This is a genomic window from Rhodanobacter sp. Root561, assembly GCF_001427365.1.
Lineage (GTDB): Bacteria > Pseudomonadota > Gammaproteobacteria > Xanthomonadales > Rhodanobacteraceae > Rhodanobacter.
Map to the genome: position 1 here is coordinate 102,229 of NZ_LMGH01000001.1, position 24,074 is coordinate 126,302.

Genomic DNA, 24,074 nt, shown 5'->3' on the forward strand with positions numbered 1-24,074 from the left:
TTCCCCTGGCCTCAGGCCGTGGCCGTCGCGGTGGATGCCGTGGCGGACGCGGCGTTCGCATCGCCCAGCGCGCGCCGGTATTCGTGCGGCATCACCTTGACGAAGCGCGCGCGCGCGCTTTGCCAGTCATGCAGGATGTCCTTGGCGCGGAAGCTGCCGGTGTGACGGAAATGCGCCTCGATCAACTGGCGCAGGATCGCCTCGTCGGTGGCGCGCGGCGCACTGCGCGAAACGGCATGCCAGTGATGCGGCGGCACGCGGACCTCCTGCTCCACGCCGGCAAGTACCGGCTCCAGCGCCACCATGGCGAGGTTGCACTTGCGCTCGAACGCGCCGCGCGGGTCGTACACGTAGGCGACGCCGCCGGACATTCCCGCGGCGAAGTTGCGTCCGGTATCGCCCAGCACCACCACGGTGCCGCCGGTCATGTATTCGCAGCCGTGGTCGCCGACGCCTTCGACCACCGCGCTGGCGCCGGAATTGCGCACGGCGAAGCGTTCGCCGGCGACGCCGTTGAAATGCGCCTCGCCCTCGGTGGCGCCGTACAGCACGGTGTTGCCCGCGATGATGTGCTCCGGGCCGAAGCCGTGGAAGTCGTTCGGTGAGCGCACGATGATGCGGCCGCCGGACAGGCCCTTGCCCACGTAGTCGTTGCCTTCGCCGACCAGGTCGAGGGTGATGCCGCGGGCCAGGAACGCGCCGAAACTCTGCCCGGCGACGCCGGACAACTGCACGTGGATGGTGTCGTCGGGCAGGCCGGCGTGGCCGTAGCGCCGCGCCACTTCGCCGGACAGCATGGTGCCCACGGTGCGGTTCACGTTGCGCACGCCGAGCATGAAGCTGGTCTTCTCGCCCTGCTCCAGCGCGGCGCGGGCCTTCTCGATCAGCACGTGGTCGAGCGCCTTGCCGCCTTTCTCCAGGCCGTGGTCCTGCGATTCCACGTGGCGGCGGGCGACCTCGGCGGGCACCTCGGGGCGATGGAACACCCGCGAGAAATCCAGCCCGCGCGCCTTCCAGTGCGCGATGCCCTGGCGCACGTCGAGCAGGTCGGCGCGGCCGACCAGGTCGTCGAAGCGGCGGATGCCCAGCTGGGCCATGATCCGGCGCGCTTCCTCGGCGACGAAGAAGAAGAAATTCACCACGTGCTCCGGCTTGCCGGCAAACTTCCGGCGCAGCACCGGGTCCTGCGTGGCCACGCCGACCGGGCAGGTGTTGAGGTGGCATTTGCGCATCATGATGCAGCCTTCCACCACCAGTGGCGCGGTGGCGAAGCCGAACTCGTCGGCGCCCAGCAACGCCCCGATCACCACGTCGCGGCCGGTCTTCATCTGGCCGTCCGCCTGCACCCGGATGCGTCCGCGCAACCGGTTCAGCACCAGGGTCTGCTGGGTCTCGGCCAGGCCCAGTTCCCATGGCGTGCCGGCGTGCCTGATCGACGACCACGGCGAGGCGCCGGTGCCGCCGTCGTGGCCGGCGATCACCACGTGGTCGGCCTTGGACTTGGCCACGCCCGCGGCGACCGTGCCCACGCCGATCTCGGACACCAGCTTCACCGAGATCGAGGCCTGCGGATTGCAGTTCTTCAGGTCGTGGATCAGCTGGGCCAGATCCTCGATCGAATAGATGTCGTGGTGCGGCGGCGGCGAGATCAGGCCCACGCCGGGCACCGAGAAGCGCAGCCGCGCGATGTATTCGGACACCTTGTGGCCGGGCAGCTGGCCGCCCTCGCCGGGCTTGGCGCCTTGCGACACCTTGATCTGGATCTGGTCGGCCGAGACCAGGTAGGCCGCGGTGACGCCGAAGCGGCCCGAGGCCACCTGCTTGATCCGCGAGCGCAGCGAATCGCCGGCTTCCAGCGCGATGTCGCTTTCGATGTGCTGCGCGCCGATCACGCTGGCCAGGGTGTCACCGGACTGGATCGCGATGCCGCGCAATTCGTCGCGGTAGCGCGCCTCGTCCTCGCCGCCTTCGCCGGTGTTGGACTTGCCGCCGATCCGGTTCATCGCCACCGCCAGCGTGGCGTGCGCCTCGGTGGAGATCGAGCCCAGCGACATCGCGCCGGTGGCGAAGCGCTTGACGATCTCCCTGGCCGGTTCCACCTCGTCCAGCGGAATCGCCGCCGCCGGATCGATGCGGAACTCGAACAGCCCGCGCAGCGTCATGTGGCGGCGGGTCTGGTCGTTGATCAGCTGCGCGTATTCCTGGTAGGTGCCGGGGCTGTTGGCGCGGGTGGCGTGCTGCAGCTTGGCGATCGAGTCCGGCGTCCACATGTGTTCGTCGCCGCGCGTGCGCCAGGCGTACTCGCCGCCCACGTCGAGCGCGTCGGCCAGCAGCGGGTCGTCGCCCCAGGCCGCCCGGTGCTGGCGCAGCGCCTCCTCGGTCACCTCGAACAGGCCGATGCCCTCGATGTTCGAGGTGGTGCCGGTGAAGTAGCCATCGACCAGCTCGCGGCTGAGACCCACCGCCTCGAAGATCTGCGCGCCGGTGTAGGACATGTAGGTCGAGATGCCCATCTTGGACATCACCTTCTGCAAGCCCTTGTCGATCGCCTTGATGTAGTTGTGGATCGCCTTGTCGGCGCTGATCCCGCCCGGGCTGGCGGCGAACTGCTGCGCCAGCACCTCCATCGCCAGGTAGGGATGGATCGCCTCGGCGCCGTAGCCGGCGAGCAGGGCGAAGTGATGCACCTCGCGCGCCGAGCCGGTCTCCACCACCAGGCCGGTGCTGGTGCGCAGGCCGCGGTTGACCAGGTGCAGATGGACCGCCGAGGTGGCCAGCAGGGCGGGAATCGCCACGCGCTCGCGGTCGGCGTGGCGGTCGGACACCACCAGGATGTTGTGGCCCTGGCCGATCGCGTCCACGGCCTGCGCGCATAGCGAGGCCAGCCGCGCCTCGATGCCTTGCTTGCCCCACGCGGCGGGGTAGGTGATGTCGAGTTCGAAGCTGCGGAACTTGCCTTTGGAGTAGCGGCCGATCTTGCGGATCTTCGCCATCTCGGCGAAATCCAGCACCGGCTGCTGCACTTCCAGTCGCAGCGGCGGATTGATGTTGTTGATGTCCAGCAGGTTCGGCTTGGGCCCGATGAAGGACACCAGCGACATCACCAGCTGTTCGCGGATCGGGTCGATCGAGGGGTTGGTGACCTGGGCGAACAACTGACGGAAATAGCTGTACAGCGACTTGTCGCGATCGGACAGCACCGCCAGCGGTGCGTCGTTGCCCATCGCGCCGATCGCTTCCTGGCCGTCCAGCGCCATCGGCAGCAGCTGGAATTTCAGGTCTTCCTGGGTGTAGCCGAACGCCTGCTGGCGATCGAGCAGGTCGTCGCCCAGGCGCGCCTCGGCGCGGGGCTCGGGCAACGCGTCCAGCTTGATCCGGATGTGCTCGATCCACTGCTTGTACGGCTTGGCGTTGGCGAGCTGGTCCTTCAGTTCCTGGTCGTCGATGATCCGCCCCGCTTCCATGTCGATCAGCAGCATCTTGCCCGGCTGCAGCCGCCACTTCTTCACGATGCGCGATTCGGCCACCGGCAGCACGCCGGCCTCGGAAGCCAGGATCACCAGGTCGTCGTCGGTGATCAGGTAGCGCGCCGGGCGCAGGCCGTTGCGATCCAGCGTGGCGCCGACCTGGCGGCCGTCGGTGAAGGTGATCGCGGCCGGTCCGTCCCACGGCTCCATCATCGCGGCGTGGTACTCGTAGAACGCGCGATGGTTGTCGTCCATCAGAGTGTGCCGTTCCCACGCCTCGGGAATCATCATCATCATCGCGTGCGACAGCGGGTAGCCGGCCATCGTCAGCAGTTCGAGGCAGTTGTCGAACGAGGCCGTGTCGGACTGGCCCGGGTAGATCAGCGGCCACAGCTTGGCCAGGTCGTCGCCGAGCACCGGCGAGGAAATCGCGCCGGTGCGCGCGTTGATCCAGTTGACGTTGCCCTTGACGGTGTTGATCTCGCCGTTGTGGGCGATCATCCGGTACGGATGGGCCAGCTCCCACGCCGGGAAGGTGTTGGTGGAGAAGCGCTGGTGCACCATCGCCAGCGCCGACACCGTGCGCGGGTCGGCCAGGTCGAGGTAATACTGGCCGACCTGGTCGGCCAGCAGCAGGCCCTTGTAGACCACGGTGCGGGTGGACATCGACGGCACGAAGTATTCCTTGCCGTACTTCAGGCCCAGCGCACGGATCGCGTGGCTGGAGGTCTTGCGGATCACGTATAGCTTGCGCTCCAGCGCGTCGGGCACCATCACGTCCGGGCCGCGGCCGATGAAGATCTGCCGGATCACCGGCTCGCGCCCGCGCACGGTGGGCGACATCGGCATCGTGGCGTCCACCCGCACGTCGCGCCAGCCCAGCACCTGCTGGCCCTCGGCTCGCACCGCGCGTTCCAGTTCCTGCTGGCAGGCCAGCCGCGACGCCTGCTCGCGGGGCAGGAACACCATGCCCACGCCGTACTCGCCCGGTGGCGGCAGCACGATGTCCCGGGCGGCCATTTCCTCGCGATAGAACTGGTCGGGAATCTGGATCAGGATGCCGGCGCCATCGCCCATCAGCGCATCGGCGCCGACCGCGCCGCGATGATCGAGATTGCGCAGGATCAGCAGGCCCTGCTCGATGATCGCGTGGCTTTTGCGGCCCTTGATATGGGCGACAAAGCCCACGCCGCAGGCGTCGTGTTCGTTGCGCGGGTCGTACAGACCCTGGGCCTGCGGCTGATCCATTGACTCCCCTCCACGGGAATGGCTGCTTATCGACTATAGTGCGATGCAGCAAAAGCGCAAGGGGTTTTTCGCAATTGGACGTCTATAGGGATGGACGGCTATTCGCCTGACCGTCCAGACCGACGGGCAGTGGCTGTCCGCGGCCCGCTCAGTCTTCCTCGGGCGGCAGCACCGGCATCGCTTCCTGGTCCACCGCCAGCTGGCTGGCGGCCAGCGCGACCTGGGTGCGGTTGCTGACCCCGAGCTTGCGCATGATCGCGGTCATGTGCGCCTTCACGGTCGCCTCGGAAACGCCGAGCTCCCAGGCGATCTGCTTGTTCAGCAGGCCCTCGGCGATCATCGTCATCACCCGGAACTGCTGCGGCGTCAGCGTGGCGATCTGGGCGGCGGCGGCGGCTTCGTCGGGTCGCAGTTCGTCGGAACCGCCCAGCAGGGCGTGCGGCAGCCAGACGTCGCCATCGAGCACGGCGCGGATCGCCGCCACGATGTCCTCGCCCGCGGTGGACTTGGGCACATAGGCCGACGCACCGTGGGCCAGCGCGCGGCGCGCCACCTGGGCCTCTTCATGGCCGGACACCACCATGATCGGCAGTCCCGGATACTGCCCGCGGATATGCGCCAGCGCCGAATAGCCCCGCGCGCCGGGCATGTGCAGGTCGAGCAGCAGCAGCTCGGCGTCGGGGAATTGCTCGATCAGCCCGAGCAGCGCATGCACGCTGTCCGCACTGTGCACCCGCGCCTGCGGCACGGCCGCCAGCACCGCGCGCTGCAACGCGTCGCGGAACAGCGGATGGTCGTCGGCGATCAGGATGTCAGTCATGGGCGGGTATCGGGAGGCGGGATTCGGGATTCGGCAGACCCGCTTTTGCGAATCCCGAATCCCGCCTCCCAAATCCCGTCATTTGATCAACCGCTCATCAACCAGGTTCTTCACCACGCCAGGATCAGCCAGCGTGGTGATGTCGCCGAGCTGGTCGGGCTGGTTCTCGCCGATCTTGCGCAGGATGCGGCGCATGATCTTGCCCGAGCGGGTCTTCGGCAGGCCGGGTGCCCACTGCAGGTAGTCCGGCGTGGCGATCGGGCCGATCTCCTTGCGCACCCAGGCGATCAGCTCCTTGCGCAGTTCGTCGCTGCCGGTCTCGCCGGCGACCAGGGTGACGTAGGCGTAGATGCCCTGGCCCTTGATCTCGTGCGGACAGCCGACCACGGCGGCTTCGGCGACCTTCGGGTGGGCCACCAGCGCACTCTCCACCTCGGCGGTGCCGAGGCGATGGCCGGACACGTTGATCACGTCGTCGACGCGGCCGGTGATCCAGTAGTAGCCGTCCTCGTCGCGGCGGGCGCCGTCGCCGGTGAAATAGTTGCCGGGATAGGCGCTGAAGTAGGTTTCGATGAAGCGCTGATGGTCGCCGTAGATGGTGCGCACCTGGCCGGGCCAGGAGTCGGTGATCAACAGGTTGCCTTCGGCCACGCCCTCTTTCACTTCGCCATCGGCGTTGACGATGGCCGGCTTGATGCCGAAGAACGGCAAGGTGGCGGAGCCGGGCTTGGTGGCGATCGCGCCGGGCAGCGGCGAGATCAGGATGCCGCCGGTCTCGGTCTGCCACCAGGTGTCGACGATCGGGCAGCGTTCGTCGCCGACCACGCGGTGGTACCACTCCCACGCTTCGGGATTGATCGGTTCGCCCACCGAGCCGAGCAGGCGCAAGCTGGCGCGCGAGGTCTTCTTCACCGGCGCCTCGCCTTCGCGCATCAGGGCGCGGATCGCGGTGGGCGCGGTATAGAACAGGCTGACTTGGTGCTTGTCGATCACCTGCCAGAAGCGGCTGAAGTCGGGGTAGTTCGGCACGCCCTCGAACATCACCGTGGTGGCGCCGTTGCATAGCGGGCCGTACACCACGTAGCTGTGGCCGGTGACCCAGCCGACGTCGGCGGTGCACCAGTAGACGTCGTCCTCGCGCAGGTCGAACACCTGCTCGTGGGTGTAGCTGATGAATACCAGGTAGCCGCCGGTGCTGTGCTGCACGCCCTTCGGCTTGCCGGTGGAGCCGGAGGTGTACAGCACGAACAGCGGATGCTCGGCCTCGACCGGGGTGGCCGGGCAGTCGGCGCTCTGGCCTTCCATCAGGGTGTGCCAATAACGGTCACGCGGCGACTGCATGTGTACCGCGCTGCCGGTGTGGCGCACCACGATCACGGTTTCCACGCTGTTGGTGCCGGGGCGTTCGAGCGCGGCGTCCACGTTGACCTTGAGTGGAATGTGCTTGCCCGCGCGCAGGCCTTCGTCGGCGGTGATCACCACCTTGGCCTGCGAGTCGACGATGCGCCCGGCCAGCGAGTCGGGCGAGAAGCCGCCGAACACCACCGAGTGGATCGCGCCCAGCCGGGCGCAGGCCAGCATCGCCACCGCGGCTTCGGGAATCATCGGCAGGTAGATCGCGATGCGATCACCCTTGACCACGCCCAGGTGCTTCAGCGTGTTGGCGAACTTGCACACTTCGGTGTGCAGCTCGCGATAGCTGATCCGACGCGAGTCCTTCGGGTCGTCGCCTTCGAAGATGATCGCCACCTTGTCGCCGCGCTCGGCCAGGTGGCGGTCGAGGCAGTTCGCGCTGACGTTGAGCTCGCCGTCCTCGTACCAGCGGATGTGCAGGTCCTGCGGATCGAACGACACATCCTTGATCTTCGTCGGCGGCTTGATCCAGTCCAGTCGCTGGCCGATGCGACCCCAGAAGCCTTCCGGGTCGCTGACCGACTCGGCATACAGCCTGGTGTAGTCGTCGTGGCGCAAACGCGCTGCGGCGGCAAACGACGGGTCGACCGGATAAAGCTTGGACATGGCTGGCTCCTGCTGGCGGCGTCACCAGTGGCGACGGGATTCGCGCGCCTGGCGTCAGCGCCCGGCGCAGCACGGACGTCGAGTGTAGCCCGATCAAGCCGGGGCCTGCGGCGGCGGGCGCGCTCGACTTTGGTCGAACTTCGACCAATGGCGAATAGTCGCGCGCGCTGCAGCATGGCCATGCTCGGCCTGTCATCGACCTGGGGAGACGCACGCATGACTACGCGACACACCAATCGCCGCAACGCGCTTGCCCTGAGCATGGCATGTGCGCTGATGCTTCCGCTCGCCGGCCACGCGCAAAGCGACACGCGCGAACAGCAACTCGAACAACGGGTGGCCCAGCTCGAACAACAGTTGAACGAACTCAAGGCGATGGTGCAGGCGCAGAAGGCCGCTCCCGCGCCCGCGCCCGCCCCGGTGCAGCAGGTCGCTGCCGCGCCGGCGACGCCGGTGTTCAGCAGCGCGCCCGGCGTGTCGGTGGCCCTGCATGGTTTCATCAGCGCCAGCGCCTTCAGCCAGAACAAGAGCTTTTCCTACGGCAACGGGCAGAACGCGCTGTATCCGACGCCCGGCTCGAAAGGCTCCCTCAGCGGCGTCGACGTTCGCAACACGCGCTTCTGGCTGGACTTCAAGGGCGCCAAGTTCGCCGGCAACTGGAGCGGCGGCGGTCGCATCGAGATGGACTTCTTCGGCGGCTTCAACGGCACCGGCGCCTACAGCCAGCAGCAGCCGACGCCGCGCCTGCGCCAGGCCTACATGGACCTGACCAACCCCGAGAGTGGCACCACGGTGCGCATCGGCCAGCAATGGGACCTGATGTTCCCGATCGACAACTCGGCCACTTCGCTGGCGCATATCGCATTCCCGCTGGGTTACGGCTCGGGCGTGATCGGCTGGCGCTTCCCCGGCCTGGTGGTGATGCAGGACTTGAACCATGGCAGCACCGGCGCGCAGTGGCGACTCGACGTGGGCGTGTTCGAAGGCCACTGGAGCGGCCCGGGCAACAACGTCAATTACCTGACCGCGGGCAGCGCCGGCTTCCGGCCGCAGCTCGAGGCGCGCCTGCACGTGCAGGACAAGAACTGGCTGGCCTATTTCGCGGGGCATTACAGCAAGGTCGACCTGCGCGGGGTGGGCGGCACCGCGGCCACGCCGGTGAAGTCCGAGGTCACCAGCGTGGGCTACGAGCTCGGCGGACAGTGGAAGCCCGGCCCGTGGACCTTCAAGGGTGCGGCGTACAGCGGCAAGGGCCTGGGCCAGATCTTCGGCGCGATGTCGCAGTTCGGCGACATCCAGGAAACCGGCGGCTATGCACAGGCCGGTTACAGCTTCACGCCGAACTGGAGCCTGTACGCGTTCTACGCCTACAACAAGCCGGACCGGAATGACGTGGTCGACTGGATGGGCAACGGCGCCACCGGCCTGCTGCGCAATCGGCAGACCGCGTTGAGCCTGCAGTACGCGGCCGGTTCCTACGAGCTGGGCATGGAGTGGCTGCACGACAAGCTGGATTCGACCAGCAACGGCACCGACCACAGGACCACCAGCGGCAACCAGGTCAGCCTCAACGCGCTGTACCGCTTCTGACTTCACCGGCGATGCCTGGCATCGCCGCACAGCCTCCCGCCTTGCGGGGGGATGACGGGGTGCGGTCCGGGGCTTGCCGGGGGACCGCATCGGTCGACTTCTCTTCCACCCTGGCGGAGAGCGGCATCCCACTATCCTGAGAGGGGAAACATCCATGGCCACCACCGCGATCGACGGGCGCGCCGCGCTCGATGTCAGCCACAAGCGGGTCATCCTGGCGTCCAGCCTGGGTACCGTGTTCGAGTGGTACGACTTCTACCTGTACGGCTCGCTGGCCGTGATCATCGGCAAGCAGTTCTTCTCCGGGCTCAACGAGGCCAGCCAGCTGGTGTTCGCCCTGCTGGCGTTCGCCGCCGGTTTCGCCGTGCGTCCGTTCGGCGCGCTGGTGTTCGGTCGGGTCGGCGACCTGGTCGGGCGCAAATACACCTTCCTGATCACCATCGTGATCATGGGCCTGTCCACGTTCTTCGTGGGCCTGCTGCCCAGCTACGGCTCGATCGGCGTGGCGGCGCCGGTGATCCTGATCCTGCTGCGCATGCTGCAGGGCCTGGCGCTGGGCGGCGAGTACGGCGGCGCAGCCACCTACGTGGCCGAACATGCACCGCCGGGCAAGCGCGGCCTGTACACCAGCTTCATCCAGATCACCGCCACCTTCGGCCTGTTCCTGTCGCTGCTGGTGATCCTGGGCTGCAAATGGATGATGGGCGACAAGTTCGAGGACTGGGGCTGGCGCATTCCGTTCCTGATCTCCTCCCTGCTGCTGGCGGTGTCGGTGTACATCCGCCTGCAGCTGGCCGAGTCGCCGGTGTTCCAGCAGATGAAGGAAGAGGGCAAAACCTCCAAGGCGCCGCTGACCGAATCGTTCGCCCGCTGGGGCAACCTGAAGCTGGTGATCCTGGCCCTGCTGGGCGCCACCGCCGGCCAGGCCGTGGTGTGGTACTGCGGCCAGTTCTACGCGATGTATTTCCTCGGCAGCACGCTGAAGATCGATTCGACCACCACCCAGTTGCTGATCGCGGCCGCGCTGCTGATCGGCACGCCGTTCTTCGTGGTGTTCGGCTGGCTGTCGGACAAGATCGGCCGCAAGCCGGTGGTGCTCGCCGGCTGCCTGCTGGCCGCGCTGACCTATTTCCCGATCTTCAAGGCGATCACCCACTACGGCAATCCCGGCATCGAGGCGGCCCGCACCACGGCGCCGGTCACCGTGCACGCCGACCCGGCCAACTGCCACCTGCAGATCAACCTCACCGGCACCTCCACCTTCACCAGCTCCTGCGACATCGCCAAGAGCACGCTGGCCAAGCGCGGCGTACCGTACGACAACCAGGCCGCCCCGGCGGGCACGGTGGCAAAGGTCACGGTGGGCAGCGCCAGCATCGACGCCTTCGAGGGTGGCACGCTGGCCAAGGCCGACTTCGCGGCCCAGGGCAAGACGTTTGCGGCCAGCCTCGGCGCGGCGCTGGACCAGGCCGGCTACCCGGCCAAGGCCGATCCGGCACGCAGCAATTACCCGATGCTGGTGTTCCTGCTGTTCCTGCTGGTGCTGTACGTGACCATGGTCTACGGCCCGATCGCGGCGTGGCTGGTGGAAATGTTCCCGACCAAGATCCGCTACACCTCGATGAGCCTGCCGTACCACATCGGCAACGGCTGGTTTGGCGGCTTCCTGCCCTCGGTGTCGTTCGGCATCGTGGCGCTCACCGGCAACATCTACGCGGGCCTGTGGTATCCGGTGGTGATCGCGCTGATGACCTTCGTGATCGGCATGCTGTTCGTGCGCGAAACCAAGGATGTCGACATCACCGCCTGAGCCATGCGGGCGCGGCACGAAGAACGCAGCGGCGGGAGCCGCTGCGTTCTTCGTTGCGAAGCGCGTCAGGCGCGCTTGATCAGTCCGATGATCACCAGCAGCACGATCGCGCCGATCATCGCGTAGACGATGCTGGTGACGATCGGATTGCCCAGGCTGAAGCCGACACCGAGCGTCGGCAGCAGCCAGCCGGCCAGGAACGCGCCGATGATGCCGACCACGATGTTGCCTAGCAGGCCGAAGCCGAAACCGCGCACGATCAACCCGGCCAGCCAGCCGGCGATGGCGCCTATCAACAAGAAGATGAGCAGGGCGGTAAGCGTCATCATGAACTCCTGGTTCGAGCGAAAGAGTCGACGGTGGCCGCATGCCGGGCCACGCCGCCGCAGCGTCTGCGCTCGCGTGTGCAGCGGTCGTGACGGCTGTGGGCCGGGGTATGCTGGCGCCCAGCATTCAGCGGTGACGCCACCGGGAACCGGCCGATGACCACAGCCACACCGAGTTACGTGCATGGCGCCAGCCTGCAGCCGCTGCTGGGCGAAACCGTCGGTGGCCTGCTCGATCGGGTGGCGGCGAAATACCCGCAGCGACCGGCGCTGGTCGCGCGTGCGCAGGACGTGCGCCTGGACTATCGGGCATTCCATGCCGAGGTGGAACGTGTCGCGGCGGGCCTGCTGGCGCTGGGCCTGGAGCGGGGCGAGCGCATCGGCATCTGGGCGCCGAACCGGGCCGAGTGGGTCGTGCTGCAGTTCGCCGCGCCGAAGGCCGGGCTGATCCTGGTCAACATCAATCCGGCGTACCGCACGCACGAGCTGGAGTACTCGCTGAACAAGGTGGCCTGCCGCGCACTGGTGCTGCCGCGCCGCTTCAAGACCTCGCACTACCTGGCGATGCTCACCGAGCTGGCGCCGGAACTGGCGACGGCGGCACCGGGCCAGTTGCAGGCGGCCAGGTTGCCCGCGTTGCGCGAGGTGATCCTGCTGGACCAGCAGGACGAGCCCGGTACCCGCCGATGGGCGGAGCTGGCCGCGCTTGGCGACGAGGCGGCGCGTGCGCTGTTGCGCGTGCGCGAAGCGGCGCTCAACTTCGACGACGCGGTGAACATCCAGTTCACCTCCGGCACCACCGGCGCGCCCAAGGGCGCCACCCTGACCCACCACAACATCGTCAACAACGGCTGGTTCATCGGCGAGGCGATGCGCCTGACCGAGCAGGACCGGCTGTGCATCCCGGTGCCGTTCTATCACTGCTTCGGCATGGTGCTGGGCAACCTGGCCTGCGTCACCCATGGCGCCTGCATGGTGATCCCCGGCGAGGGCTTCGACGCGCTGACCACCTTGCAATGCGTGGCCGAGGAACGATGCACCGGCCTGCACGGCGTGCCCACCATGTTCATCGCCGAGCTGGAGCATCCGCGCTTTGGCGAATTCGACCTGAGCTCGCTGCGCACCGGCATCATGGCCGGCTCGCCCTGTCCCATCGAGGTGATGCGCCGGGTGGTCGGCGAGATGCACATGGCCGACGTCACCATCGCCTACGGCATGACCGAAACCAGCCCGGTGAGCTTCCAGACCGTGCCCGACGATCCGCTGGAACGCCGCGTCGACAGCGTGGGACGGATCCACCCGCAGCTGGAGGTGAAACTGGTCGACGAGGCCGGCCAAGTGGTGCCCCGCGGCACCACCGGCGAGCTGTGCACGCGTGGCTACTCGGTGATGCTGGGTTACTGGGACGACCCCGCACGCACCGCCGAGGTGATCGACGAGGCGCGCTGGATGCATACCGGCGACCTGGCGGTGATCGACGCGGACGGCTATTGCAGCATCGTCGGCCGGCTCAAGGACATGATCATCCGGGGCGGCGAGAACGTGTACCCACGCGAGATCGAGGAGTTCCTCTACGGCCATCCGAAGATCCGCGACGTGCAGGTGTTCGGCGTGCCCGACCCGAAATTCGGCGAGCAGGTGTGCGCGTGGATTATCCTGCGCGACGGCGTCAGCGCCAGCGTGGCCGAGATCCAGGATTACTGCCGCCATCACCTCGCCTACTACAAGGTGCCGCACTACGTGCGCTTCGTTGACACCTTCCCGATGACGGTGACCGGCAAGATCCAGAAATACCTGATGCGCGACGCGATGGCGGCCGAGCTGGGGCCCTGACCGGCGTCAAGGACGCTCATGCCGGAGTGGCGGCTTGCCCTCGCGCAGACGCTTGAGGTCGTACTCGGACAAGCTGGCTTCCCGTGTGTTGCCGGCGATGCGGGCGTGGACGAAGGCCAACGTGCTGGCGAACACCCCGAGCAGCCCGACCAGCATCCAGAAACCCCACGCGCCGGCACTGTGGCGGGTGAAGCAGAGCACGAAGGCGAATACGGTGGAAACAAGCAGCAACCAGCGCATGGCACGACCCGGCAAGTGGATGGAGCGTCGCTCCCACGGCGACGGACGGGCAGATCATAGCGCCGCCCATGCGCGCCGGGCGCGCGTGGAATCACAGCTTGACGCGGTGTCGCCACGATTGAGATTCCGGCACGCCACACTGCCCGGATGAGCTCGCCATCACCACCCGACTCACCCTGTGCCCCGCGTGCGCACAAGGGGCGCGGCGCCGCGTCGAATCCCGAAGGCCGCTTCGAACACGTCCGCCACCAGGCCGAAGATGACGGCTGGCAGGGTGCGCTGCTGGACGAGGATGCGCCGCGCCCGCGCACGGAAGTCACCGACGAGCGCGCGCGCAGCGTGATCAGCCGCAACGACTCGCCGGACATCGCCTTCAGCCAGGCGATCAATCCGTATCGCGGCTGCGAGCACGGCTGCATCTACTGCTTCGCGCGGCCCTCGCACAGCTATCTCAACCTGTCGCCGGGTCTCGACTTCGAGACGAAGATCCGCGCCAAGGGCAACCTGGCCGAGATGCTGCGGGCGGAACTGGGCAAGCCCGGCTACGCGATCAGCCCGATCAACATCGGCAGCAACACCGACCCCTACCAGCCGATCGAGAAGCGCTGGCGGCTGACCCGCGCCGCGCTGGAGCTGCTGGCCGAATGCCATCACCCGTGCACCATCGTGACCAAGAACGCGCTGGTCGAGCGCGACCTCGACATCCTGCAGCCGATGGCGCGCGAAGGGCTGGTGCAGGTGTTCGTCTCGGTCAATTCGCTGGACAACCATCTCGCCGCGAAACTCGAACCGCGCGCCAGCGCGCCGCACCGGCGGATCAAGGCGATCCGCAACCTGGCCGAGGCCGGCGTGCCGGTCGGCGTGCTGGTGGCGCCGATCATTCCCGCATTGAACGACAAGGACATGGAAGCGGTGCTGGCACAGGCCTTTGATGCCGGCGCGCGCAGCGCCGGCTACACCACGCTGCGCCTGCCGCACGAACTGAAGTCGCTGTTCCGCGAATGGCTGGCCCTGCATGCGCCGCAGCGCGCCGAACACGTGATGAGCCTGGTGCAGCAGATGAACGGCGGTCGCGACTACGACAGCAACTTCGCCACCCGCATGCGCGGGCAGGGCGTGTTCGCCGACCTGCTGCGCCGTCGCTTCGAGCTGGCCTGCCGTCGGCACGGCTTCGCCCGCGCCCGCGAGCTGCAACTGGATACCTCGCGCTTCGTGCCGCCGCGCAAACCCTCGCCCCAGGGCGAATTGTTCTGAGAGCCCGCTCAGCTCTGCACAAACGGATGCGGCAATTGCATCAACCCGCGCCAGCCGCGTCGCGCTAGCCAGATCATGCCGGCGCCCAGCAGCAACCACGCGCCGACCAGGGGCAGCAGCAGTGGCTCGACGCCCGCGACCGGGTGACGGCCCCAGCTGATGGCCGGCAGCAGCAGGCTCGACAGGCAGAGCACGAAACTGGTGACCAGCACCGCGCCGCTCACCCAGATGGACAGCCGGCGGCCACCGAAAAGATTGAGCAGCATCGCCACGGTGACGGTCGTGGCACCCAGCTGGGCCAGCAGCAGGAACGACAGCATCGCGACGTGGCCATGCCAGCACAGCATGGCGACACCGATCAGCAGCGCCAGCAGCGCATGCAGAACCAGCGGCAGGCCGAGCCCGGCGCGCACCACTTGCCGCCGCGCCTGCGCGGGTTCGCCCAGCCCCGGCAGGAGTGCCAGCAGGGGCAGTTCGGCATTGGCCTGTTGCCAGCGCCTGTTCAGCCAGATCAGGCTGAACGTGCAGATCATCGGACCGGCAACGCCGCCGACCATGCCAAGGCTGCCGATCAACACGCCACGCATCGCGACGGCGGCCTGCGCGTCCTGTCCGCCCCAGTGCAGCAGCCAGGCGACACCCAGCAACGGCAGCGCGATGAAGCCGATCATCAGGCCCAGTTGCCTGGCGTAACTGCGCCAGGTTTGCGGCAGGTACCAGCCGCCCAGCGCCACCCGCAACGCCTTGTGCGGGGCCGTCGGGCCCACGCCGTCGAGGCTGACGGCCAACTGCAGCCAGTCCGGTCGCTGCTGCAGTTGGCGCAGGTCGCCGATGGCGCTCCACTGGCCCCAGCCGCCGCTGCGATACTGCAGCACCATCGGCGAACTCCAGCCCTGCGCGCGGCTGGAGCCGACGCGCAGCAGCCGGCGCCAGCAGATCACGATCAGCAACAGCGACAGCAGGATCAGCGGCAGCGCGAGCAGCACGAAGCGGGGGTCGTCGATGCCGGGCAGGTGCAGGCGATGCCACAGCGTATTGCCCAGGGTGGGCATCAGTCCGAAGAAGATGGCGCAATAGCGCGGCATCAGCGCGAACGCGAGCCCGACCGACGTGCACAGCGTCAGCACGACCGCGGTGTTGAGCACCGGCGCGCCCAGCATGCCCAGCACGAGGGTCGGCACGGCGATGCCGAGCCCCGCATGCAGCAGCAGGGACGCCACGATCTGCCGCTGGATCGCCGGCACGCGCAGCTGCCACGCATCGATCGCCAGCAACAGGGTGGTCGACAGGAAGAATGCCCACACGAACAGCAGGCCCACGCCAAACATGAAGATCGCGCCGGCGAAATGGCCGGGCTTGCTGCCGAACAGGCCGAGGCCGATGGCCGAACCGGCACACACGGTCAGTAGCACCACCGCCATCCAGCGCAGCGAGCGATGGGCCGCGTACCAGGGAATCCGGAACAGCTGCGACGGTTTCATTCGGCCACCTCCACGAACAGATCCTCCAGGCCGAGTGCGTCGACGCGGGCGCCGGCCAGGCTGGCGGCCTCCGGCCAGCGGCCGCGCTCGTCGAGCTCGACCACCAGGCTGAGGCTGCCGTCGTCGTGGCGACGCCGGCTCAGGCTGTGCGCGGGAGCGGCCGCGCTCAGCCGCCCGGGCAGCCACAGCCGCGCGTAACGTTCCTTGGTCTCATCGACACTGCAGCGCATCAGCAACTTGCCCCGATGCAGGAACGCCACTTCCGAGGCCACGCGTTCCAGGTCCGACACGATATGGGTGGAGAACAGCACGGTGGTGCCGGACTCGCCGGCGCGCAGCGCCACCTCGCGCAGCAGTTCGCGGCGGGCGACCGGGTCGAGCGCCGCGGCCGGTTCGTCCAGCACCAGCAGTTCCGGTTGCGAAGCCAGCGCGCGGATCAGGTCGACACGCTGGCGTTCGCCCGGCGACAGCTTCGCCAGCAGCCGGTTCGGCTGGATCTGCCAGCGTTCCAGCGTGTTCCTGACGAAGGTCTTGTCCCAGCGCGGGTAGAAACGGCCGACGAAGTCGAGCATCTGTTGCGCGGTGAGCCAGGCCAGCGCCTCGGGCTGCTGCGGCACATAGGCGATGCGCGCCTTGGCTTCGTCGCCGAGCGCGAGCGCCGGTTCGCCGAATACCGTCGCGACCCCGGCCATCGGTTCGAGCAGGCCAAGCATGATGCGGATCAGGGTCGACTTGCCGGCGCCGTTGCGGCCGATCAGGCCGAGCACGCTGCCCGGTTCCATCGCCAGGTCGACGCCGTTCAGCGCATGGCTGCCTTCGTAGCTGTGGACCAGGCCGCGCACCGCGAGCGGAGCGATGGTGGATTCCGTTTCACTCGGCATCGCGTTCATTTCATTCTCCCAGCAGTTTGGTCAGGCGCCGCAGCACCGGCGCGGCGGTCAGTTCGAGTTCGTGGGCATGGCGCGCCAATGCCTGCAATTGCGGTTCGAGCAGGGCCAGCCGATGGCTTTCGCTTTGCGCGGCCTTGCGCGTGGCGATCACCGCCATGCCTTTGCCGCGCAGGCGCTCGACCAGGCCCTCGCTTTCGGCCATGCCGTAGGCGCGCGACACGGTCATCGGGTTGATCGCATGGAAGCCGGCGACGTCGCGCACCGACGGCAGCAGTTCACCATGGGCGAGCTGGCCTCCGGCAATCAGCCGGCGCAGCTGTTCGACGATCTGCCGATAGATCGGCTCGCTGGCGGTCGGTTGAACGGTGAGCAGGGAGGCATCCATGTGTATCAGTACAGCAATACACACGGAGCCTGTCAACAATGACTTCCGACCTGGTCGGCAGGTGGCCTGCCTCTTGCCGGGGAGCACCGCGTCGACGGCGCCGGGGAGCGCCTCAAGCCTTCTTCACGCGCCGATGAAGTCCGATCGGCTGCAATGCGGCCATTCGTCGAGGCGTGTACGCCGCGGCGACCTGCACCAGGGAGGCACCGATGTCCTCGTTCGCGCTCTATCTGATCGGCATGATCGTCGTCATCGGCGGTCTGGTCTACATCGCCACGCTGCTGCACGTGCCCAACCAGTGGATCATCGGCGGCGCGGTCGTGCTGGTCGGCGCGGGCATCCTGGGCGCGGTCACCAAGACCCGCAACAAGGACCCGCCCGAGCATTGACGACGAGGCGCGACAAAGAAAGAGCGGGCCAGTCGGCCCGCTCTTTCTTTGTCGGTCGGTTCATGTCGTTCGGCTCAGCGGCTGGCCGGCAGGTACTTGTCGAACCAGCCCAGCGCCCGCTGCAGCACGTCACGCTGGTGGGCGGGGTCGACGAAGTGGTGGCCCTCGTTCGGATACACCACCAGCGAGGTCGGCACGCCCTGCGCGCGCAGCGCATGCCACATCTCGAACGACTGCGGTGCCGGGCATTCGGCGTCGCGGTCGCCGACCACGATCAGCATCGGCGTCTTCACCTGCTTGATGAAGTTGATCGCCGAGCTCTTCGCGTAGACGGCCGGGTCGTCATAGACGCTGGCGCCGAAGAACGGCGGCATCCATTGGTCGATCAGGTTCTGGCCGTAATAGCTCTGCCAGTTCGAGATGCCGGCGCCGGCCACAACGGCGCGGAAGCGCTGGGTCTGGGTCGGCGCGAACATGCTCATGAAACCGCCGTAGCTCCAGCCGGTGAGGCCGAGCCGCTGGTCGTCCACAGGAAACTTCTTCTCCACCGCGTCGACGCCGGCGAGGATGTCGCGCAGGTCGCCGTAGCCGAAGTCCTTGCGGTTGGCCTGCACGTACTTCTCGCCCTGGCCGAAGCTGCCGCGCGGGTTCGGCTGGAACACGAAATAGCCCAGCGCGGACAGCGGCGCGGCGCCGTAACCCACGCCCGGCCAGCGCGGGATCACCGCGCTCGACGGACCGCCGTGCACCACCACGACCATCGGATAGGTCTTCTTCGGATCGTAGTGGGCCGGATACAGCAGCCAACCCTGCACGTGGAAACCCTCGTTGTTCCACTCCACCGATTCGGCCTTGCCCCAGGCGGGTTTCAGCGCGGCGTTGAACGAGGTCACCGCCGGCGGCGCGGCCTTGCCCAGCGCGCCGGCGTGCACCTCGGTGGCGCGGGCGTACGAGCTCTGCAGGAAGGCGACGTGCCTGAGGTCGGCGGACAGCGACATCGCCATCGAGGCGCTGCCGTCGCTGATGCTGGCCGGCACGGTGAAGTGCACGCGCTGCTGCTGCGCCTGCGTGGCGGACACGGCGTAGTCGGCCAGCTGGCTCTGGCCATTGCTGACCTGGCTGACCAGCATCGACTGCGGCGAGGTCCAGCGCAGCCAGCTCGGCGTGACCTTGATGCCGGGCGTGAGGTTGACCAGCGCACCGCCGGCGGCGGGTACCGCGTAGATGTCGCCGCCGGTGGCGCCCTGGTCGCTCATCAGGCCGCCGATGAAGGCGATCCGCGAGGCATCCGGTGACCAGCGCGGCAGCGCGATCTGAAGATGCTGCAGCGAGCCGCTGGCGGCGTCGGCCGGATCGACCAGCACGGTCGCGGTGGCGTCCACCTGCGCGGGTTGCACGTAGAGTTTGGCGATCCACCAGTTGTTGTCGCCCGGCGGCAGCGCGGCGGTATAGGCGATGCGCGAGCCGTCCGGCGACCAGTCGAACTCGTACGCGTACCTGTCGGCCGGCGTCAGCTCGCGCAGCGTGCCGCTGGCCACGTCGAGGCTGGCCACGCGTTGCACTTCCACCCCGGTCACGCCGATCTCGCCGGCGGCCGGTTTGGCCGCGGCGGTGGCGCTGGCGTGGCGGGTGGCGCCTGCCACGTAGAGGAAGCCGAGCGACTTGCCGTCATCGGTCCACTGCAGGGCGCGCACGTAACCCTTCAACTCGGCCAGACGCGCCGGTGCTGCATCGTGGCCGGTGGTGTCGGCCAGATAGATGGCGTTCTGCATCACCTTGGTGCTGGTGAGGTCGACGTTGCAGTTGGAAACGAAGGCGAGATGGTGCGAGTCGGGCGCCCAGGCGATGCCGGATTCGGCGCAGCTGCCGGACCGCGCCGCGGCGGTCACCCGGCGCGCATGGCTGCCGTCGGCATTCGCCACCTCGATTGCCGGCTTGCCGTCGCGCTGGATCACCCAGGCGAGCTGCTTGCCATCCGGCGAGATCGCGGTGGCCTGGATCGACTGCGCCTTGCCCAGTTCGGTCAACACCTGCTCGATGCGCGGATCGACCTCGGCCGTGGCGGCGAAGGCTTGCGGTGCCAGCGCGAGAGTGAGCAGCGACAGCGGGACGATCAGGCGTGAGCGTTTCGGCATGGGAGGGATTCCGGCGTGGGGAATCCCGAAGCTACAACCCGGTGCCGCGCACGCCAAGTGCAGGACGGCATGGCGACCGGATCAGCGCTGCGCAGCGTTGCTGCCGGCCGTCTGGCGTGCGGTGGCCATGGCGGCCAGCTTTGCCCGGATGGCGGGGATCGCTGCCAGCGCGGCCTTCTCGCCGGCCAGGATGGCCTGGTTCTTCTGCTCGAAATCGGTGGGGCCGATGCCGCGCAGGTCGGGCCGGATCACCACCTCGGCGCGCGCGCTTTCCTGCGCCGCCAGTTGCCGCCCCATGATGTCGATCGATTGGCCCACGATGCCCATCATGTCCTGCGGGTTGCTGCCGTCGGGCGCGGCGGAGATGTCCACCGCGATCACGAAGTCGGCGCCGAGCTGGCGTGCCGCGTCGACCGGGATCGGGCTGACCACGCCGCCGTCGACGTAGTGCTTGCCGTGGATCTCCACCGGCTCGAACACGCCGGGAATGCTGGACGATGCGCGCACCGCGCGGCCGGTGTTGCCGCGCACGAACACCGTGCGCGTGCCCGTTTCCAGCTCGGTCGAAACAGCGGCGAACGGCATCTTCAACTGTTCGATCGGCTGCTTGTGCACCAGCTGGTTGACGTAATCCTGCAGCGCCTGGCCCTGCACCAGGCCGCCGGAGAACAGCCGCACGTCGCGGATCTTCGCCTCGTCGAGACCGAATGCGGTCTGCTGCAGCGCGAACGCGTCCATGCCGCTGGCGTACAGCGCGCCGACCACGCTGCCCGCACTGGTGCCGGCGACCACGTCCGGATGGATGCCGCTGGCCTCCAGCATCTTGATCACGCCGATGTGGGCGAAGCCCTTGGCCGCCCCACCGCCGAGCGCGAGGCCGATCTTCAGCTTCACCGGCGCCACCGGCGGGGCGACCACCGGCGCGGGTTTGCTGGCGTGCGTGCAGGCACCGAGCAGGAGGGTGGCGAGCAGTGGCAGCAAACGGCGAAAGGGCATGGGCATCGGTATCGGAAGATTCTGATCTGCTCCTCCCCCTGCAGGCAGGGGGAGGTTGGAGGTTGCCCCTCCCCTGCAAGCAGGGGAGGGAGCAGGAGGGTCAGCCTTGCGCGGCGTCGGCTTCCTGGTGGTAGCGCGTGGCCAGTTCGACTTCTTCCTTCGAGCCGAGGAACACCGGCACGCGCTGGTGCAGGCCGGTGGGCTGGATCTCCATGATGCGCTGGCGACCGGTGGTCGCCGCGCCGCCGGCCTGCTCGATGATGAAGGCCATCGGGTTGGCCTCGTACATGATGCGCAGCTTGCCGCCCTGCTTCTCGATCTTCGCGTCCAGCGGGTAATAGAACACGCCGCCGCGGGTCACGATGCGGTGCACGTCGGCCACCATCGAGGCGACCCAGCGCATGTTGAAGTCCTTGCCGCGCGGCCCGGTCTTGCCGGCCAGCAGTTCGCCCACGTAACGCTGCATCGGCGGCTGCCAGTGGCGCTGGTTGGACATGTTGATGGCGAACTCGGTGGCCTGCTCCGGAATGCGGATGGCGCGCCGGCTGAGGATGAAGCTGCCCACCTCGCGATCGAGCGTGAATTCGTGGGTGCCGTGGCCGAAGGTCAGCACCAGCACGGTGGCCGGGCCGTACACCACGTAGCCGGCGGCGAGCTGGGTGGTGCCCGGCTGCAGGAAGTGCTCGGCCTTCGGCTCGGTCACGCCGTCCGGGCAGCGCAGCACCGAGAAGATCGTGCCGACCGAGATGTTCACATCGATGTTCGACGAGCCGTCCAGCGGATCGAACAGCAGCAGGTGGTTGCCCTTCGGGTAGCCGTCCGGAATCTGCTGCGGGTCTTCCATTTCCTCCGAGGCGCAGGCGGCGAGGTGGCCGCCCCAGGCGTTCGCTTCCAGCAGGATCTCGTTGGAGATCACGTCCAGCTTCTTCTGCGCCTCGCCCTGGATGTTGCCCGTGCCGGCCTCGCCCAGCACGCCGCCCAGCGCGCCCTTGCCGGTGGCCACCGCAATGCGCTTGCAGGCGCGCGCGACCACTTCGATCAGCAGCGAAAGTTCGGCATTGATGTGGCCGGCGCGGCGTTCCTCGATCAGGAACTGGATCAGTGAGACAGGCTTCATGTCGGGTCCATGGCGTGGGGGACGGGCATTGTCGCATTTGTTTTGAGCGGGGAACGGGGGAACGGAGAAGAGCAGCGCCCGGGAGCGTGAAGCCTGGCGATCCCGCTTTTGTTCCCCGCCCTGCTGACAACACGCTGGCAGCAGCCCCCCTGCAAGCTGTCCCTCCAAGGCGGAGGACCAAGACATGCGCGATACGGTTTATTTCCTGGTGTTCGAGGGTTTTGCCGACTGGCAGGCGGCGCTGGCCCTGTGCGAAATCCGGCGCCCCGGCGACTGGGAGGTGCAGACGGTGGGCTTCAGCCGCGCCCAGGTCACCTCGATGGGTGGGCTGTGCGTGCAGCCGGAGCTGACGCTGGATCAGCTGGACGACGCGCGCGCCGCGATGCTGATCGTGCCCGGCGGCCATCTGTGGCAGCGTGGCGAGGGCGCGCCGGCGGTGGCGGCGATGCGCCAGTTGCACGCGGCCGGCGCGGTGGTGGCCGGCATCGACAGCGGCATGCTGGCGCTGGCCCGCGCCGGCCTGCTCGACGATTGCCGTCACACCGGCAACTGGTCGGGGCAGATCGCCGCGCAGGTGCCTACCTATGCCGGCGCGGAGCAATACGACGCCGAGGTGCTCGCGGTCAGCGACGGCGGCGTGATCAGCGCCAGCCACCTGGGCAGCGTGGAATTCGCCCGCGAGGTGATCCGCACGCTGGACCTGTACGGCCCCACCGATCGCGATCACTGGTATCGCCTGTTCAAGCATGCGCAGCTGCCGCCCTGGTGCGTCGGCGAAGCCATGGCGGCATGAGGAGGTCGCGATGAACAAGATCCTGCAACGCACCCTGATGGCCTATCGTCCGCTGTACCTCAATGGCCTGCTGCTGGACGGCCAATATCGCCTGCCGAAAGCGAACCCGACCGGAGCCAGTGGCGCGACGCCGCGGCGACAACGCGCGCTGCTCGCCGCACTGACCCACACCTTCCATCACCGGAGCAAATGATGACCAGGACTTATCACGGAAGTTGCCATTGCGGCGCGGTGCGCTATGAAGCCGACATCGATCTCGCCGCCGGCACCGGGCGTTGCAACTGCTCGATCTGCACCAAGACGCGGCAGTGGGGCGTGATCGTCAAGCCCGCGGCCTTCCGGTTGCTGAGCGGCGAGGACGCCTTGTCGGACTATCAGTTCAACACCCGCAGCGCCCACCACCTGTTCTGCCGGCATTGCGGCGTGCGCTCGTTCGGCCGCGGCCATATCGCGGAAATCGGCGGCGACTACGTGTCGATCAGCCTGGCCTGCCTCGATGACGTCGAACCGCAGGAGTTGATCGAGGCGCCGCTGCGCTTCTCCGACGGTCGCCACAACAACTGGATGTCCGCACCGGCCGAAACGCGGCATCTCTGAAACTTTCCACCCGTTCGCCAGGAAACCACGATGAGCGAGTCACGCGTCAGCTTCTTTCATTCGCCACAAAGCCGCTCCGCCGGTACCCGCGCCCTGCTCGAGGAACTGGCTGCCGACTACGAGTTGCACGTGCTCAGCCTGAAGGCCGGTGAACAGCGGCAGCCGGCGTATCTGGCGATCAACCCGATGGGCAAGGTGCCGGCGATCCATCACGACGGTGCCCTGGTCACCGAGCAGCCGGCGGTGTTCATCTACCTGGCCGATCTGTATGCCGAAGCCGGGCTGGCGCCGCCGATCGGTGACCCGCTGCGCGGCCCGTACCTGCGCTGGCTGGTGTTCTACGGTTCATGCTTCGAACCGGCGGTGACCGACAGATCGCTGCAGCGCGAGCCGGCGTCGACGTCGACCTGCGGCTACGGCGACTACGACACCATGCTGAAGACCGTGGTCGACCAGCTGGAAAAGGGACCGTACCTGCTGGGCGAGCGCTTCAGCGCGGCGGACGTGTTGTGGGGCACCGCGTTGAACTGGACCACGATGTTCAAGCTGGTGCCCGAGCTGCCGGTGATCCGTGCCTACATCGACCGCGTGCTGGCACGGCCGGGCGTGCAGCGTGCCACCGCGCTGGATGCCGAACTGGCGGCCGCCCAGGGCGCGTGATGCGATGAGTCGTGACGTTCGACG

At 67.9% G+C, this 24,074-nt stretch carries 20 protein-coding genes; 9 read left to right on the forward strand and 11 right to left on the reverse strand.

What is annotated here, in order from left to right:
* Positions 1 to 11: 11 nt before the first annotated feature.
* The 3 genes from ASD55_RS00450 to acs all read right to left on the reverse strand — a co-directional run bounded on the left by ASD55_RS00450 (position 12) and on the right by acs (position 7,554).
* On the reverse strand, positions 12 to 4,715 hold the full coding sequence (locus ASD55_RS00450) for a glutamate synthase-related protein (protein ID WP_056762898.1): 4,704 nt from the start codon (positions 4,713 to 4,715) through the stop codon (positions 12 to 14).
* 148 nt (positions 4,716 to 4,863) lie between these two features.
* Complete coding sequence (locus ASD55_RS00455; protein WP_056716450.1) at positions 4,864 to 5,535, reverse strand: response regulator transcription factor; 672 nt, start codon at positions 5,533 to 5,535, stop codon at positions 4,864 to 4,866.
* Positions 5,536 to 5,613: 78 nt separating this feature from the next.
* Entirely contained in the window at positions 5,614 to 7,554 is a 1,941-nt protein-coding gene (acs, locus tag ASD55_RS00460; RefSeq protein WP_056762901.1) for an acetate--CoA ligase, read from the reverse strand.
* Between the two features lie 216 nt (positions 7,555 to 7,770).
* Here acs and ASD55_RS00465 point away from each other — a divergent pair, with 216 nt between their 5' ends.
* Together ASD55_RS00465 and ASD55_RS00470 are read left to right on the forward strand one after the other, a co-directional pair.
* Positions 7,771 to 9,144: a carbohydrate porin gene (locus ASD55_RS00465; RefSeq protein WP_056762904.1), complete on the forward strand. Its 1,374-nt coding sequence runs from the start codon at positions 7,771 to 7,773 to the stop codon at positions 9,142 to 9,144.
* 154 nt (positions 9,145 to 9,298) lie between these two features.
* Positions 9,299 to 10,954: an MFS transporter gene (locus ASD55_RS00470; RefSeq protein ID WP_056762907.1), complete on the forward strand. Its 1,656-nt coding sequence runs from the start codon at positions 9,299 to 9,301 to the stop codon at positions 10,952 to 10,954.
* A 65-nt stretch (positions 10,955 to 11,019) separates the two neighbouring features.
* On the opposite strand, the gene ASD55_RS00475 is transcribed toward ASD55_RS00470, so the two are convergent.
* A complete protein-coding gene (locus tag ASD55_RS00475; protein WP_235577682.1) occupies positions 11,020 to 11,283 on the reverse strand; it encodes a GlsB/YeaQ/YmgE family stress response membrane protein in 264 nt (87 codons plus the stop codon).
* A gap of 153 nt (positions 11,284 to 11,436) precedes the next feature.
* Here ASD55_RS00475 and ASD55_RS00480 point away from each other — a divergent pair, with 153 nt between their 5' ends.
* Complete coding sequence (locus ASD55_RS00480; protein ID WP_056762909.1) at positions 11,437 to 13,113, forward strand: AMP-binding protein; 1,677 nt, start codon at positions 11,437 to 11,439, stop codon at positions 13,111 to 13,113.
* Between the two features lie 6 nt (positions 13,114 to 13,119).
* Here ASD55_RS00480 and ASD55_RS00485 read toward each other — a convergent pair whose 3' ends face one another.
* Positions 13,120 to 13,353 carry a hypothetical protein gene (locus ASD55_RS00485; protein WP_056762911.1) on the reverse strand — a complete coding sequence of 78 codons (234 nt, stop codon included), beginning with the start codon at positions 13,351 to 13,353 and terminating at the stop codon, positions 13,120 to 13,122.
* Positions 13,354 to 13,500: 147 nt separating this feature from the next.
* Between ASD55_RS00485 and ASD55_RS00490 the strand changes: the two genes are divergently transcribed.
* Entirely contained in the window at positions 13,501 to 14,607 is a 1,107-nt protein-coding gene (locus ASD55_RS00490) for a PA0069 family radical SAM protein (protein ID WP_056714556.1), read from the forward strand.
* Positions 14,608 to 14,615: 8 nt separating this feature from the next.
* Here the strand turns inward: ASD55_RS00490 and ASD55_RS00495 are convergent, their stop codons facing one another.
* The 3 genes from ASD55_RS00495 to ASD55_RS00505 are packed head-to-tail and all read right to left on the reverse strand — an operon-like array spanning position 14,616 to position 17,363.
* Positions 14,616 to 16,088: a hypothetical protein gene (locus ASD55_RS00495; RefSeq protein WP_056762915.1), complete on the reverse strand. Its 1,473-nt coding sequence runs from the start codon at positions 16,086 to 16,088 to the stop codon at positions 14,616 to 14,618.
* Positions 16,085 to 16,978 (reverse strand): ABC transporter ATP-binding protein, encoded by an 894-nt coding sequence (locus tag ASD55_RS00500; RefSeq protein ID WP_056762918.1) that lies wholly within the window; start codon positions 16,976 to 16,978, stop codon positions 16,085 to 16,087. Before ASD55_RS00500 ends, ASD55_RS00495 begins: the two co-directional genes overlap by 4 nt.
* 1 nt (position 16,979) lies before the next feature.
* Positions 16,980 to 17,363: a GntR family transcriptional regulator gene (locus tag ASD55_RS00505; protein ID WP_056762920.1), complete on the reverse strand. Its 384-nt coding sequence runs from the start codon at positions 17,361 to 17,363 to the stop codon at positions 16,980 to 16,982.
* 209 nt (positions 17,364 to 17,572) lie between these two features.
* Here ASD55_RS00505 and ASD55_RS00510 point away from each other — a divergent pair, with 209 nt between their 5' ends.
* Positions 17,573 to 17,752 carry a hypothetical protein gene (locus tag ASD55_RS00510; protein WP_056764370.1) on the forward strand — a complete coding sequence of 60 codons (180 nt, stop codon included), beginning with the start codon at positions 17,573 to 17,575 and terminating at the stop codon, positions 17,750 to 17,752.
* 74 nt (positions 17,753 to 17,826) lie between these two features.
* On the opposite strand, the gene ASD55_RS00515 is transcribed toward ASD55_RS00510, so the two are convergent.
* The 3 genes from ASD55_RS00515 to ASD55_RS00525 form a co-directional block, all read right to left on the reverse strand.
* Positions 17,827 to 19,887 (reverse strand): S9 family peptidase, encoded by a 2,061-nt coding sequence (locus tag ASD55_RS00515; RefSeq protein WP_056762924.1) that lies wholly within the window; start codon positions 19,885 to 19,887, stop codon positions 17,827 to 17,829.
* Between the two features lie 81 nt (positions 19,888 to 19,968).
* Positions 19,969 to 20,883: a patatin-like phospholipase family protein gene (locus ASD55_RS00520; protein ID WP_056762928.1), complete on the reverse strand. Its 915-nt coding sequence runs from the start codon at positions 20,881 to 20,883 to the stop codon at positions 19,969 to 19,971.
* Positions 20,884 to 20,983: 100 nt separating this feature from the next.
* Entirely contained in the window at positions 20,984 to 22,000 is a 1,017-nt protein-coding gene (locus ASD55_RS00525) for a class 1 fructose-bisphosphatase (protein WP_056762929.1), read from the reverse strand.
* Positions 22,001 to 22,184: 184 nt separating this feature from the next.
* On the opposite strand from ASD55_RS00525, the gene ASD55_RS00530 reads away from it, so the two are divergent.
* From ASD55_RS00530 to ASD55_RS00545, 4 genes are read left to right on the forward strand one after another with little or no spacing between them, the layout of a single operon-like run.
* Complete coding sequence (locus ASD55_RS00530; protein ID WP_056762932.1) at positions 22,185 to 22,793, forward strand: DJ-1/PfpI family protein; 609 nt, start codon at positions 22,185 to 22,187, stop codon at positions 22,791 to 22,793.
* A 10-nt stretch (positions 22,794 to 22,803) separates the two neighbouring features.
* On the forward strand, positions 22,804 to 22,986 hold the full coding sequence (locus ASD55_RS00535) for a hypothetical protein (RefSeq protein ID WP_056762935.1): 183 nt from the start codon (positions 22,804 to 22,806) through the stop codon (positions 22,984 to 22,986).
* Complete coding sequence (locus ASD55_RS00540; protein WP_056714525.1) at positions 22,986 to 23,390, forward strand: GFA family protein; 405 nt, start codon at positions 22,986 to 22,988, stop codon at positions 23,388 to 23,390. Before ASD55_RS00535 ends, ASD55_RS00540 begins: the two co-directional genes overlap by 1 nt.
* Positions 23,391 to 23,420: 30 nt before the next feature.
* Positions 23,421 to 24,050: a glutathione S-transferase family protein gene (locus tag ASD55_RS00545; RefSeq protein ID WP_056762938.1), complete on the forward strand. Its 630-nt coding sequence runs from the start codon at positions 23,421 to 23,423 to the stop codon at positions 24,048 to 24,050.
* The last annotated feature ends 24 nt before the right edge of the window (positions 24,051 to 24,074 follow it).